The sequence below is a fragment of the Streptomyces sp. NPDC026522 genome (assembly GCF_055567555.1).
Map to the genome: position 1 here is coordinate 100,514 of NZ_JBVHQF010000016.1, position 13,024 is coordinate 113,537.

The following is a 13,024-nucleotide window of genomic DNA, read 5'->3' on the forward strand; positions in this document are numbered from 1 at the left end:
TGATGGACCCCGTGCCCCCCGCCCAGCCCATGCGCCGGACCCCGGTCCAGCAGCGCAGCGCAGACCGCCTCGCCCGCATCCTCGACGCCTGCGCCGAACTGCTCGACGAGACCGGGTACGAGAACCTCAGCACCCGCGCCGTGGCCCAGCGCGCCGGAGTGCCCATCGGGTCGGTCTACCGCTTCTTCGGGAACAAGCGGGCCATGGCCATCGCCCTCGCGCACCGCAACCTCGACCGGTACGCGGAGGGGATCCGAGAGCGGCTCGCCGCGCTCCCGGGCACCCACTGGCGGCCCGTCGTGGACGCGGTGCTGGACGAGTACCTGGCCATGAAGCGCAGCGTCCCCGGCTTCGCCCTCGTGGACTTCGGAGTGCCCGCGCCACCGCCCGAGGGGCCCGCGGCCGACCCGAACCACCTGGTCGCCGTCCGGCTCACCGAGCTGCTCGCGCGCCATCTCGGGATCGCTCCCGACGCCGCCCTCGAACGGGCGGTCCTGGTCGCCGTGGAAGCCACCGACGCGCTCATCCAACTCGCCTTCCGGACCGACCCGGCGGGGGACCCGGGCATCGTCGCCGAAACCCGCGCCATGATGCAGGCGTACCTGGCGAGGGTGCTGGACTGACCCGGTGCCGCCGACGGTCCGCCCCCGCCGCGGGTGTCCGGCGCGAACCGGTGAGGGTGCGACCCGTCGCAGCCCTCCCCAACCTCCCTACCGGTCGGTATGCTCGGGGCGCCGTCGGCCCGCGCCGCAGCCTGCCGCTCCCCAGGAGGGTCCATGCCCCGCACCGCCCTGCGCATCTGTCCGCTCTGCGAGGCCACTTGCGGCCTCACCCTCACCATCGAGGGGAGCACCGTCACCGGCGCCCGGGGCGATCGCGACGACGTGTTCAGCCGCGGCTTCATCTGTCCCAAAGGCGCCTCCTTCGGTGCTCTCGACGCCGACCCCGACCGGCTGCGCACCCCCCTCGTCCGCCGCGCCGGGCGCCTCACGGAAGCCACCTGGGACGAGGCGTACGACGCCATCGCCGCGGCCGTTCCGGCCCTGGTCCGGGAGTACGGAGCCCAGTCCGTCGGCGTGGTCCTCGGCAACCCCAACGTCCACACCATGGCCGGCGCCCTCTACCCCCCGCTCCTGCTCAAGGCCCTGGGCACCCGCAACCTCTTCACCGCCAGCACCCTGGACCAGATGCCCAAGCACGTCTCCAGCGGCCTGCTCTTCGGCGACCCCTTCGCCATCCCGGTACCCGACCTGGACCGCACCGACTTCCTGCTGCTGCTCGGCGCCAACCCCGTCGAATCGAACGGCTCCCTGTGCACCGCGCCCGACTTCCCCGGGCTGCTCAAAGCCCTGCGCGCACGCGGGGGCAAACTGGTCGTCGTCGATCCGCGCCGCACGCGCACGGCCCGGCTCGCCGACCGGCACCTCGCCCCGCGCCCCGGCAGTGACGCCCTGCTGCTGGCCGCGCTGGCACGGACCCTGCTCGCCGAGGGGCTGACCGCCCCGGGGGTCCTCGCGGAACACACCGACGGACTCGGGGAACTCGGCGCCGCGCTCGCGAGTTTCACTCCTGAGGCCGTTGCCCCCGCCTGCGACCTCCCGGCCGCCGAGATCCGCGCCCTCGCCCGTGAGCTCGCGGCCGCGCCGACCGCCGCCGTGTACGGGCGGATCGGCAGCTGCACCGTGGAGTACGGCACCCTCGCCAGCTGGCTGGTCGACGTACTGAACATCCTCACCGGCAACCTCGACCGCCCGGGCGGAGCCCTCTTCCCGCTCGCGGCGGCCGGACCGCGGCCCCGCCCCGCGGGCCCCGGCAAGGGGTTCGCCATGGGCCGGTGGCACAGCCGGGTCAGCGGCCACCCCGAGGTCAAGAGCGAACTGCCCACCGCAGCACTGGCCGAGGAGATCGAGACCCCGGGGGAGGGGCGCATCAGGGCGCTGATCGCCATCGCCGCCAACCCGGTGCTGTCCGCCCCCGACGGCCGCCGCCTCGACGGGGCGCTGGCCGGCCTCGACTTCATGGTCAGCGTGGACCCGTACCTCAACGAGACCTCGCGCCACGCCCACGTCGTGCTGCCGCCGCCACCCCCCGCCCAGAGCGCGCACCACGACTTCGCCTTCAACGGCTTCGCCATCCGCAACCAGGTGCGCTACACCCGGCCGGCCGTCCCCCTCGAAGCGGACCGGCTCGACGAGTGCGAGATCCACGCCCGTCTCGTGCTCGCCGTCTCCGGCATGCACGGCAGCGCCGCCCCGTCCACCGTCGACGAGCTGGCCATCGGGGCCACCCTCGCCAAGGAAACCGCCGACCCGCACTCCCCCCTGCACGGAGAGGACCCGGCGCGCCTGGCCGGTCTGCTCACCGGGGAGAGCGGCCCCGAGCGGCGTCTCGACCTGATGCTCCGACTCGGGCCGTACGGAGACCGGTTCGCCGCCGACCTGCGCGCGGACACCGGCACCGGGTCAGGTTCCGGCACGGGGGCGGGTACCGGCGCGCCCGAAAACGGCGTCGACGGGCCGCCCGAGGCCGGTCTGAGCCTGGACCGGGTCCTCGCGCACCCGCACGGCATCGACCTGGGCCCGCTGCGCCCCCGGCTCCCGGGCGTGCTGCGGACCCGCAGCGGCAGGATCGAGCTGCTGCCGGACCCGATCGCGGCCGAGCTGCCCAGGCTGCGCGCGGCGCTCGCCGAACGCCCCGCCGCCCTGGTGCTCGTGGGCCGCCGCCACCTGCGGTCCAACAACAGCTGGTTGCACAACGTCCCAGCCCTGGTCGGAGGTTCCAACCGCTGCACCCTCCAGGTCCACCCGGACGACGCGGACCGGCTCGGGCTCACCGACGGCGGCCGGGCCCGGATCACCGCCGACGGCGGCGCCCTCGACGTTCCGGTCGAGGTCACCGACACGGTCCGCGCCGGAGTCGTCAGCCTCCCGCACGGCTGGGGCCACGACCGGGCCGGCTCCCGGCTGTCGGTGGCCGCCTCCGATCCGGGAGTCAACGTGAACCAGCTGCTGGACGGCACCCGGCTGGACCCGCTGTCCGGCACCGCGGTGCTCAACGGCTTCCCCGTCGAGCTGATGCCCCTGCCTTGACCTGGGGTTTTGCTCGTATTGCTCACGCCCACACGTCTTGTTGGCACAAGGAGGCGGAGCCTACGTTCCCTGCATGCTGACTCTCCTCGGCTTCGCCATGATCGGGACTTTCCTCATCCTGATCATGATGAAGAAAATGTCGCCCATCGCGGCCCTCGTCCTGATCCCCGCGCTCTTCTGCGTGTTCGCCGGGAAGGGTGCCCACCTCGGCGACTACGTCATCGACGGCGTCGGCAAGCTGGCCCCGACCGCCGCCATGCTGATGTTCGCCATCGTCTACTTCGGCGTGATGATCGACGTCGGCCTCTTCGACCCGGTCGTGCGGGGCATCCTGCGCTTCTGCAAGGCCGACCCGATGCGCGTCGTGGTCGGCACCGCGGTGCTCGCCGCGGTCGTCTCGCTCGACGGTGACGGCTCGACCACCTTCATGATCACGGTCTCGGCCATGTACCCGCTCTACAAGCGGCTCGGGTTGAGCCTGGTCGTCATGACCGGCGTCGCAGCCACCGCCAACGGCGTCATGAACACCCTGCCGTGGGGCGGCCCCACCGCCCGCGCGGCCACCGCCCTCAAGCTCGACGCCGCCGACATCTTCGTGCCCATGATCCCGGCCCTCGCCATGGGGCTGGTGTTCGTCCTCGTGCTCGCCTACGTCCTGGGCGTGAAGGAACGCCGCCGCGTCGGCACCCTCGTGCTGCCCGGCGAGCAGCCGCACGAGGCCGTGCTGGTGGCGGAGCCGGCCGCGGCGGCGCCCGTCACGGTCACAGCCGGCGGCGGCTCCGCCCCCGTGACCGGCGCGGACGGGGGAGGCGCGGCCGCCGCACCGGTACCGGTCATGCCCGCCGGGGCGGCGAACGCCGACGGAATGCAGGGCCTCGATCCGCGCCGGCCGACCCTCCGCCCCCGCCTCTACTGGTTCAATGCCGCCCTGACGGTAGTCCTGCTCACCGCGATGATCATGGAGCTGCTCCCGATCCCGGTGCTGTTCCTGCTCGGCGCCGCCCTCGCCCTCACCGTCAACTTCCCGCACATGCCCGACCAGAAGGCCCGGATCGCCGCCCACGCCGACAACGTCCTGAACGTCGCCGGAATGGTCTTCGCGGCCGCCGTCTTCACCGGCGTCCTCACCGGCACCGGCATGGTCAAGCACATGGCCGACTGGCTGGTCGGCGCCATCCCCGACGGCATGGGCCCGCACATGGCGCTCGTCACCGGAGTGCTCAGCCTGCCCCTGACCTACTTCATGTCGAACGACGGCTTCTACTTCGGCGTCCTGCCGGTGCTGGCCGAAGCCGGCGCCGCCCACGGCGTCCCGCCGCTGGAGATCGCGCGCGCCTCCCTCGTCGGGCAGGCGCTGCACATGTCCAGCCCGCTGGTTCCGGCCGTCTACGTCCTCGTCGGCATGGCCAAGGTGGAATTCGGCGACCACACCCGCTTCACCGTGAAATGGGCGGCGCTGACCTCCCTCGTGGTCCTCGCGGCAGGGATGCTTTTCGGCATCATCTGATCCCGGCGAACCCTGGCGCCCGCAAAACTACCGTTGCTAGTTTGTAGGCTGTCCGCGAGGTCGGCGTCTACACGCTCGCGCGTGCTCGGGAGGAAAGCCATGAAGGCCCACGACGGGATGTACATCGGCGGCGCATGGCGGCCCGCCTCGGGACGCGACCGGATCGAGGTCGTCAACCCGGCCGACGAGCAGGTCATCGGCGGGGTCCCGGCCGGTACCGCGGACGACGTGGACGCCGCGGTACGGGCGGCCCGCGCGGCCCTGCCCGGCTGGGCCGCGACGGCCCCGGCCGAACGTGCCGCCCTGATCGGGGCCCTGCGCGATGTCCTGGTCGCCCGCAAGAGCGAGATCGCCGAGACGATCACCGCCGAACTCGGGACGACGCTCGGCTTCGCGGAGGCCGTCCACGTCGGCGCTCCGATCGGGGTCGCCGCCTCCTACGCCGAACTCGCCGCCTCCTACCCCTTCGAGGAGCGGCTGGGCAACTCCACGGTGCTGCTCGAACCGGTCGGCGTGGTCGGGGCCATCACGCCCTGGAACTACCCGCTGCACCAGATCGTTGCCAAGGTGGCACCCGCTCTCGCCGCCGGCTGCACCCTCGTCCTCAAGCCGGCGGAGGACACCCCGCTGACCGCACAGCTCTTCGCCGAAGCCGTGCACGAGGCGGGCATCCCGGCCGGAGTCTTCAACCTGGTGACCGGTACCGGCCCGGTCGCCGGACAGGCGCTGGCCGCACACGAGGGAGTCGACCTCGTCTCCTTCACCGGCTCGACCGCCGTCGGCCGCCGGATCGGCGCCACCGCCGGCGCCGCGATCAAGCGGGTCGCCCTCGAACTGGGCGGCAAGTCGGCCAACGTCATCCTGCCCGGAGCCGACCTCGCCAAGGCCGTCTCCGCGGGCGTGGCCGACGTCATGCGCAACTCCGGTCAGAGCTGCAACGCGCTCACCCGCATGCTCGTCCACCGGGACCAGTACGAGGAGGCCGTCACCCTCGCGGCCGCCGCCGTCGCCAAGTACGCCACCGGCGACCCCACCCAGCCGGGCACCCGCGTCGGCCCGGTCGTCAACGCCACGCAGCGCGACCGCGTCCACGCGTACATCGTCAAGGGCGTCGAGGAAGGCGCGCGCCTCGTCGCGGGCGGGCCCGATGCGCCGCACGAGCAGGGCTACTTCGTCGCCCCGACCGTGTTCGCCGATGTCACGCCCGAGATGACCATCGCGCAGGAGGAGATCTTCGGCCCCGTGCTGTCGATCCTGCGCTACGAGGACGAGGAGGACGCCCTGCGCATCGCCAACGGCACCGTGTACGGGCTCAGCGGCGCGGTCTGGGCCGCGGACGAGGAGACCGCGGTCGCCTTCGCCCGCCGGATGGACACCGGCCAGGTGGACATCAACGGCGGCCGCTTCAACGTGCTCGCGCCGTTCGGCGGCTACAAGCAGTCCGGGATCGGCCGAGAGCTGGGCCCGCACGGCCTGGCCGAGTACCTCCAGACCAAGTCCCTGCAGTTCTGAGACCGCCCGCAGCAGTACTGGGCCCCGCCCGCACACCCGCCCGAACCGCTACCGCCGCCCGCCCCGAGAGACGGAAACGACCATGGTCCGCGCCGCCATCCTGCCCGCCGTCGGAGCCCCGCTGGAGATCCGGGACATCGTGCTGCCCGAACCCGGCCCCGGCCAGGTCCGGGTGCGGCTCGCCGCAGCCGGTGTCTGCCACTCCGACCTCTCCCTCACCAACGGCACCATGCGGGTCCCCGTCCCCGCCGTCCTCGGCCACGAGGGCGCCGGGACGGTTCTCGCCGTGGGGGAGGGGGTCACCCATGTCGCCCCGGGCGACGGGGTGGTGCTCAACTGGGCCCCGTCCTGCGGCGAGTGCCACCACTGCCTGATCGGCGAGGTCTGGCTCTGCGCCAATGCCCTCACCGGCGTCGGCGCCGTCTACGCCCACGACGCCGACGGCACCGAGCTGCACCCCGGGCTCAACGTCGCCGCGTTCGCCGAGGAGACGGTGGTCGCGGCGAACTGCGTGCTGCCCGCGCCCGACGGGATCCCGCTCGCCGAGGCCGCGCTGCTCGGCTGCGCCGTCCTCACCGGCTACGGCGCCGTCCACCACAGCGCCCAGGTCCGCCCCGGCGAGTCGGTCGCCGTCTTCGGCGTCGGCGGGGTCGGACTGGCCGCCCTGCAGGCCGCGCGGATCGCGCAGGCGGGCCCGATCATCGCCGTCGACGTATCCCCGGCCAAGGAGGAGCTGGCGCGGGCGGCCGGAGCCACCGAGTTCGTCCTCGCCTCCGACACCACCGCCAAGCAGGTCCGCGCCCTCACGGCCGGCCAGGGCGCGGACGTCGCCATCGAGTGCGTCGGCCGGGCGCAGACCATCCGGGGCGCGTGGGAGTCCACGCGTCGCGGCGGCCGCACCACCGTCGTCGGCATCGGCGGCAAGGAGCAGCAGGTCACCTTCCACGCCCTGGAGATCTTCCACTTCGCCCGCACCCTCACCGGGTGCGTCTACGGCAACAGCGACCCGGCCCGCGACCTGCCGGTGATCGCCGACCACGTCCGGGCCGGCCGCCTGGACCTCGGGGCCCTCGTCACCGACCGCATCGCCCTCGACGGCATCCCGGGCGCCTTCGACGACATGCTGGCCGGCAAGGGCGGCCGCTCCCTGGTGGTCTTCTAGCGCCCGCCGAACCGCCCCCGGCCGCCGGAACCGCCGCCGCCCGCCACCTTTCGGATCGCCGCCCTGCGGACCCCGCCTGCCGGACGCAAGCTCCGGCGCGCCCTCCGGGACAGGCCGACGGCAGGCGTACCTACGGCTGCCGCAACGCCTCGTACTGGAGGGTCAGGCCGTCCAGCAGGGCCGACAGGCCCGTCTCGAAGGCGCCCTCGTCCACCTCCACCTGCCGCTCCGCCAGCAGGTGGGCCTGCCCGAGGTGCGGGTAGTCGCCCGGGTCGTACGCCGTCCGGTCGTCCACGAAACCCCGGGCGAAGGAAGCGACCGCCGAGCCCAGGATGAAGTACCGCATCAGGGCGCCGATCCGCGTCGCCTGGGCCGCCGGCCACCCGGCCGCCGTCATGGCGCCGAACACGGCGTCCGCGACCCGCAGCCCCGCCGGGCGGCGCCCCGGCCCCCGCGCCAGCACCGGCACGATGTTCGGGTGGTCGGCCAGAGCGGCCCGGTAGGAGTGCGCCCAGTCGTACAGGGCCGCCCGCCACTCCCGGTCGCCGTCGAACATCGACAAGTCGACCCGGCCGCTCACCGAGTCGGCCACCGCCTCCAGGATCTCGTCCTTCGTCCGGAAGTGGTTGTACAACGAGGGCCCGCTGACCCCGAGGGCGGCCGCCAGCCGCCGGGTCGACACCGCCTCCAGCCCCTCCGCGTCCACCAGCGCGCCCGCCGCCTCGACGATGCGGTCTCTGCTCAGGAGGGGCTTGCGCGGTCTGGCCATGCGCCACATAGTAGGGCCTGACGGCATTAAACTAGCGCTGCTAATTAATGGCCCCGCCCCGCACGAGGACCACCCACCACGACGCCCGGAGGCCCCGGTGAACCTGGAGCTCAGCGAGGAGCAGACCGCCGTACGTCGACTCGCCCGCGAGTTCACCGAGCGCGAGATCGTCCCGTACGCCGCCGACTGGGACCGCGCCGAAGGCGTCGACCGGTCCATCGTGAAGAAGCTCGGGGACCTCGGGTTCCTCGGCCTGACCGTCCCGGAGCAGTACGGCGGCTCCGGCGGCGACCACCTCGCCTACGCGCTCGTCACCGAGGAGCTCGGCCGCGGGGACTCCGCCGTCCGCGGCATCGTCTCCGTCTCCCTCGGCCTCGTCGCCAAGACCATCGCCGCCTGGGGCACCGAAGAGCAGAAGCAGGCCTGGCTGCCCCGGCTGTGCTCCGGCGAGGCGCTCGGCTGCTTCGGCCTGACCGAGCCCGGTACCGGCTCCGACGCGGGCAACCTCACCACCCGTGCCGTGCGCGAGGGCGACGCGTACGTCCTCAGCGGCAGCAAGATGTTCATCACCAACGGCACCTGGGCCGACGTGGTGCTCCTCTTCGCCCGCACCAACGACGAGCCGGGCCACCGCGGCGTCTCCGCCTTCCTCGTCCGGGCCGACAGCCCCGGACTGACCCGCCGCGAGATACACGGCAAGCTCGGCCTGCGCGGCCAGGCCACCGCCGAACTCGCCCTCGACGGGGTCCGCGTGCCCGCCTCCGCGATGCTCGGCCCCGAGGGCAAGGGCTTCTCCGTCGCCATGTCCGCGCTGGCCAAGGGGCGGATGTCGGTCGCGGCCGGCTGCGTGGGCATCGCCCAGGCGGCGCTGGACGCCGCGGTCGGGTACGCCGCCCAGCGCGAGCAGTTCGGCAAGCCCATCGCCCAGCACCAGCTGGTCCAGGAGCTGATCGCCGACATCTCCGTCGACGTCGACGCGGCCCGCCTGCTGACCTGGCGCGTCGCCGACCTGATCGACCGGGGACAGCCTTTCGCCACCGAGGCCTCCACCGCCAAGCTCTTCGCGTCCGAGGCCGCCGTACGCGCCGCCGGCAACGCCCTCCAGGTGCACGGCGGCTACGGCTACATCGACGAGTACCCCGCCGGGAAGCTGCTGCGCGACGCCCGCGTCATGACCCTGTACGAGGGCACCAGCCAGATCCAGAAGCTCCTCATCGGCCGTGCCCGCACGGGGGTTTCGGCCTTCTGAGGAGGCGGGGCGGGGCCCGGGCCGGGCGCCGTGGGCGTCGGGCGCCGGTCTGAGTACGTACGTGAGTACGCGCGCGGATGCGCCGCCGGCCGCCCCGCCGCGACGCTTGACCCATGAACGAGACACCGGTCAAGCAGCAGAACACGGGGGCGTACTACGGCCAGGCCGTCGCCTCCTTCGCCATCGCCCTCGCCGCTGTCGGGCTGGGCATCTACAACATGGACGCCGACGGCTGGGTCCGCGCCTTCCTCGGTATCGCGGTCCTCTACCTCACCACCTCGGCCTTCACCCTGGCCAAGGTCGTCCGCGACCGCCAGGAGGTCACCCAGATCGTCAGCCGGGTCGACCAGGCCAGGATGGAGAAGATCATGGCGGAGTACGATCCCTTCGCCCCCAAGCAGATCCCCGAGCGCCCGGCCGCTCAGGCCTAAGCGCTTGCTCACCCTCCGGTAAGGTGTTGGTTCCTACAAGCCGAAGAGGGTGAGCGAGCGATGGACAGTGCCGGCGCGGCCGAGACCGGCGGCTACCAGCCGTGGTCGGAGGTCACCCCCGACGCCGCCCGGCGGCTGCTGGTCGCCGCCGTCGAGACCTTCGCGGCGCGCGGCTACCACGCCACGACCACCCGGGACATCGCGGCCCGCGCCGGGATGAGCCCGGCGGCGCTCTACATCCACTACAAGACGAAGGAAGAGCTGCTCCACCGGATCAGCCGGATCGGCCACGACAAGGCGCTGGAGATCCTGGAGACGGCCGCCGGCCGCCCCGGAACCGCCGCCGAGCGGCTCGACGCGGCGGTGCGGTCCTTCGTGCGGTGGCACGCCGCGCACCACACCACGGCGCGGGTGGTGCAGTACGAGCTCGACGCCCTCGCTCCGGAGCACCGCTCCGAAATCGTGGCACTGCGCCGGCGGAGCGACGCGGCCGTCCGTCGGATCCTCGCCGACGGGGTGCGGTCCGGGGAGTTCGACGTTCCCGACGTTCCGGGCACCACCCTCGCCGTGCTGTCCCTGTGCATCGACGTGGCCCGCTGGTTCAACGCCGCCGGCGAGCGCACGCCGGACGAGGTCGGCGCGCTCTACGCCGGCCTCGTGCTGCGCATGGTGGCGGCGACACCCTGAACCGCGCGGCGCGCCGCCCCGGCAGCCCCGCGGCCCCGCCTCAGAAGTAGTACCGGGACACCGATTCCGCCACGCACACCGGCTTCTCGCCGTCCTCCCGCTCGACCGTCACGGTCGCGGTGACCTGCACCCCGCCGCCCGTCTCCGTCACATCGGTGATCACGGCGGTGGCGCGCAACCGGGATCCGACCGGTACCGGAGCCGGGAAGCGCACCTTGTTCGTCCCGTAGTTGATGCCCATCCGCATCCCCTCGACCCGCATGACCTGCGGCACCAGGCTCGGCAGCAGCGACAGCGTGAGGTAGCCGTGCGCGATGGTGGAGCCGAACGGTCCGGAGGCCGCCCGCTCGGGGTCCACGTGGATCCACTGGTGGTCGCCCGTGGCGTCGGCGAAGAGGTCGATCCGCTTCTGGTCCACCTCCAGCCACCCGCTCGGGCCCAGCTGCGCACCGATCCCGGCGCGCAGTTCCTCGGCGGACGTGAAGATCCTCGGTTCGGCCATGCCCTGCCCCTGCCTCTCGCTGATCAAGCTAATAAGCGCTTGCTCAGCATGCTCGGGCCGTCCGCCCCTGTCAACGGAGCCCGGTCATCAGCCCCCGCTCACCGCTCCCGCTCACTGCCCCGGCCCACCGCCGCCGGTCCGCGGCCGCGCCGACTACCCTCGGTCAAGTGCCGCAGATTCCCGGGAAAGTCCACGAACTCACGGTCGGCCAGCTGTCCGCGCGCAGCGGCGCGGCCGTCTCCGCGCTCCACTTCTACGAGGCCAAGGGCCTGATCAGCAGCCGCCGCACCTCCGGCAACCAACGCCGCTACACGCGCGACGCGCTGCGCCGAGTGGCCTTCGTACGCGCCGCACAGCGCGTCGGCATCCCGCTCGCGAGCATCCGCGAGGCACTGGCCAAGCTCCCCGAGGAGCGCACGCCCACCCGCGAGGACTGGGCGGCCCTGTCCGAGGCCTGGCGCAGCGAACTCGACGAGCGGATCAAGCAGCTGACCCGACTGCGCGAGAACCTCTCCGACTGCATCGGCTGCGGCTGCCTGTCGCTGACGGCCTGTGCGCTGTCCAACCCGGACGACGTGTTCGGCGAGCGCCTCACCGGCTCCCGGCTGTCGTTGTAGCGGCGCGGGCCCACTCCTGGACGGCGGCTGCCACCAGCTCCGCGTTCGAGCGGGCCGGCCGGCCGTCCGGTAGCAGCAGTACGTTCCCCACCCCGATGCGCGCCCCGGCACCGCACCGCGCGGCCAGCCGCAGCGCCGGCCACGCGGCGGCCTCTCGCCCGAACAGCACCCACGGCAGCCGCCGCAGCTCCGCCGCCAGTGCCGGATCCGCCAGCACCGGAGCCGCCAGTGCCGGATCCGCCAGTGCCGGATCCCCCAGCGCCGGGCCCGCCCGCGCCGGTTCACCCACCAGCCGCACCCGCCCCGGGTGGGCCGCCGCCCAGCCCGCCAGGTCCGCCCGGGCCCCGGACCCGCCCGACGCTTGCGCCCCGCCCGGCGGGACCACCGCGTCCACCGCCACCCCGCGCGCCAGCAGCGCCGACGCCAACTCCCGCGCCCCCGGCTCCGCCCAGTGCACCACCGCCCGCTCCGGCAGCACCGCCCACGACCGCACCCGCTCCAGCCGCCCCGCCGGATCCGGCTCGGCCGCCACGCTCACCGGCACGCCCAGCGGTACGGAGACCCCCGCGCCCCGCAACGCCTCCAGGACCGGCCCCACCACCCGCGGCGAGAGGCTCTCGCGCCCGCACGGCGTCCGCGGGTGGACCAGTACCTCCCGGGCCCCCGCGGTGACCGCGGCCACCGCCGACTCCGCCAACGCCTGCGGGGACATCGGAACGGCGCCCCCGTCGGCCGCGTCCCGCGCGCCGTTCAGCGCGACCTGGATCCACGCCGCCGTCCCACGCGGGGCGCCCGCACCTCCCGCCCCGGCCGCCGTACCGCTCACGCCGCCGACGCCGGATACGTCAGCGCGTCCGCCAACGCAGGTCTGGGCACCACGATCCCGCAGCCCCCGCACACCGGCCCGTCCCACGCCCACGCCCCGGCCCACGCCGCGTGCCCCGCGCCCACCGGCGGCCAGCGCAGCTCCTGCTCCCCGCAGACCGGGCACGACGTCCCCGGCTCCGACTCCAGCGCCTTCACCAGCCGCCGCAGCACCTCGCCCAGCGTCCCGTCCGGCCGCACCCCCGGGTCGGCGCACCGCACCACCGCGTCCCCGCTGCCGCCCCACGCCCACTCCGGCCGGCGCAGCCCGTGGTGCTTCTCGCGCCTTCTGCGCTCCGCGAACTGGCGCTCGTACTCCAGCCAGACCGCCCGCGCCTCCTCCAGCTCCTCCAATGCCGCGACCAGCCGCCGCGGATCGGCCGCCCGGTCCTCGGGGGCGATCCCGTGCCGGTCGCACAGGTGCCACCACGTCGCGCGGTGCCCGTACGGGGCGAACCGCTCCAGACAGCGGCGCAGCGAATGGCGCCGCAACGCCCGGTCGTTGCGCCCATCGCGCACCTGGTAGGCCAGACTCCGGAATCCCGCCATGACACCTTCACCTCCGCCGCGCCCACGCCCACACCGACGTCGAGACGCCGTACGAGGTGAACGTCGTCCTACGTCCCGACGTGCCC

At 73.7% G+C, this 13,024-nt stretch carries 13 protein-coding genes; 9 read left to right on the forward strand and 4 right to left on the reverse strand.

Annotated features, from left to right (window positions below; translation table 11 throughout):
* Positions 1–2: 2 nt before the first annotated feature.
* The 5 genes from ACZ4M3_RS32525 to ACZ4M3_RS32545 all read left to right on the forward strand — a co-directional run bounded on the left by ACZ4M3_RS32525 (position 3) and on the right by ACZ4M3_RS32545 (position 7,270).
* Positions 3–623 carry a TetR/AcrR family transcriptional regulator gene (locus ACZ4M3_RS32525; protein ID WP_467738870.1) on the forward strand — a complete coding sequence of 207 codons (621 nt, stop codon included), beginning with the start codon at positions 3–5 and terminating at the stop codon, positions 621–623.
* A gap of 153 nt (positions 624–776) precedes the next feature.
* Complete coding sequence (locus ACZ4M3_RS32530) at positions 777–3,089, forward strand: molybdopterin oxidoreductase family protein (protein ID WP_467738763.1); 2,313 nt, start codon at positions 777–779, stop codon at positions 3,087–3,089.
* A 73-nt stretch (positions 3,090–3,162) separates the two neighbouring features.
* Positions 3,163–4,596, forward strand: a complete 1,434-nt coding sequence (locus ACZ4M3_RS32535) for a CitMHS family transporter (protein WP_467738764.1) — start codon at positions 3,163–3,165, stop codon at positions 4,594–4,596.
* Positions 4,597–4,695: 99 nt separating this feature from the next.
* Positions 4,696–6,108: an aldehyde dehydrogenase family protein gene (locus ACZ4M3_RS32540; protein ID WP_467738765.1), complete on the forward strand. Its 1,413-nt coding sequence runs from the start codon at positions 4,696–4,698 to the stop codon at positions 6,106–6,108.
* An 82-nt stretch (positions 6,109–6,190) separates the two neighbouring features.
* Positions 6,191–7,270: a Zn-dependent alcohol dehydrogenase gene (locus ACZ4M3_RS32545; protein ID WP_467738766.1), complete on the forward strand. Its 1,080-nt coding sequence runs from the start codon at positions 6,191–6,193 to the stop codon at positions 7,268–7,270.
* A 130-nt stretch (positions 7,271–7,400) separates the two neighbouring features.
* Here the strand turns inward: ACZ4M3_RS32545 and ACZ4M3_RS32550 are convergent, their stop codons facing one another.
* Positions 7,401–8,039 carry a TetR/AcrR family transcriptional regulator gene (locus tag ACZ4M3_RS32550; RefSeq protein ID WP_467738767.1) on the reverse strand — a complete coding sequence of 213 codons (639 nt, stop codon included), beginning with the start codon at positions 8,037–8,039 and terminating at the stop codon, positions 7,401–7,403.
* A gap of 97 nt (positions 8,040–8,136) precedes the next feature.
* Between ACZ4M3_RS32550 and ACZ4M3_RS32555 the strand changes: the two genes are divergently transcribed.
* From ACZ4M3_RS32555 to ACZ4M3_RS32565, 3 genes are all read left to right on the forward strand, one after another.
* Positions 8,137–9,288, forward strand: a complete 1,152-nt coding sequence (locus ACZ4M3_RS32555; protein WP_467738769.1) for an acyl-CoA dehydrogenase family protein — start codon at positions 8,137–8,139, stop codon at positions 9,286–9,288.
* Between the two features lie 113 nt (positions 9,289–9,401).
* Positions 9,402–9,719: a YiaA/YiaB family inner membrane protein gene (locus ACZ4M3_RS32560; protein ID WP_467738771.1), complete on the forward strand. Its 318-nt coding sequence runs from the start codon at positions 9,402–9,404 to the stop codon at positions 9,717–9,719.
* 60 nt (positions 9,720–9,779) lie between these two features.
* Entirely contained in the window at positions 9,780–10,406 is a 627-nt protein-coding gene (locus ACZ4M3_RS32565; protein WP_467738773.1) for a TetR/AcrR family transcriptional regulator, read from the forward strand.
* 40 nt (positions 10,407–10,446) lie between these two features.
* On the opposite strand, the gene ACZ4M3_RS32570 is transcribed toward ACZ4M3_RS32565, so the two are convergent.
* Entirely contained in the window at positions 10,447–10,908 is a 462-nt protein-coding gene (locus ACZ4M3_RS32570) for a MaoC family dehydratase (protein ID WP_467738775.1), read from the reverse strand.
* Positions 10,909–11,075: 167 nt separating this feature from the next.
* Between ACZ4M3_RS32570 and soxR the strand changes: the two genes are divergently transcribed.
* Positions 11,076–11,525, forward strand: a complete 450-nt coding sequence (gene soxR, locus ACZ4M3_RS32575; RefSeq protein WP_467738777.1) for a redox-sensitive transcriptional activator SoxR — start codon at positions 11,076–11,078, stop codon at positions 11,523–11,525.
* Here soxR and ACZ4M3_RS32580 read toward each other — a convergent pair.
* Both ACZ4M3_RS32580 and ACZ4M3_RS32585 read right to left on the reverse strand, forming a co-directional pair.
* On the reverse strand, positions 11,500–12,351 hold the full coding sequence (locus ACZ4M3_RS32580; RefSeq protein ID WP_467738779.1) for a 3-keto-5-aminohexanoate cleavage protein: 852 nt from the start codon (positions 12,349–12,351) through the stop codon (positions 11,500–11,502). The two genes, soxR and ACZ4M3_RS32580, sit on opposite strands and share 26 nt — an antisense overlap.
* Positions 12,348–12,938, reverse strand: a complete 591-nt coding sequence (locus ACZ4M3_RS32585) for a hypothetical protein (RefSeq protein WP_467738781.1) — start codon at positions 12,936–12,938, stop codon at positions 12,348–12,350. The genes ACZ4M3_RS32580 and ACZ4M3_RS32585 overlap by 4 nt, the downstream gene beginning before the upstream one ends.
* Positions 12,939–13,024 lie beyond the last annotated feature (86 nt).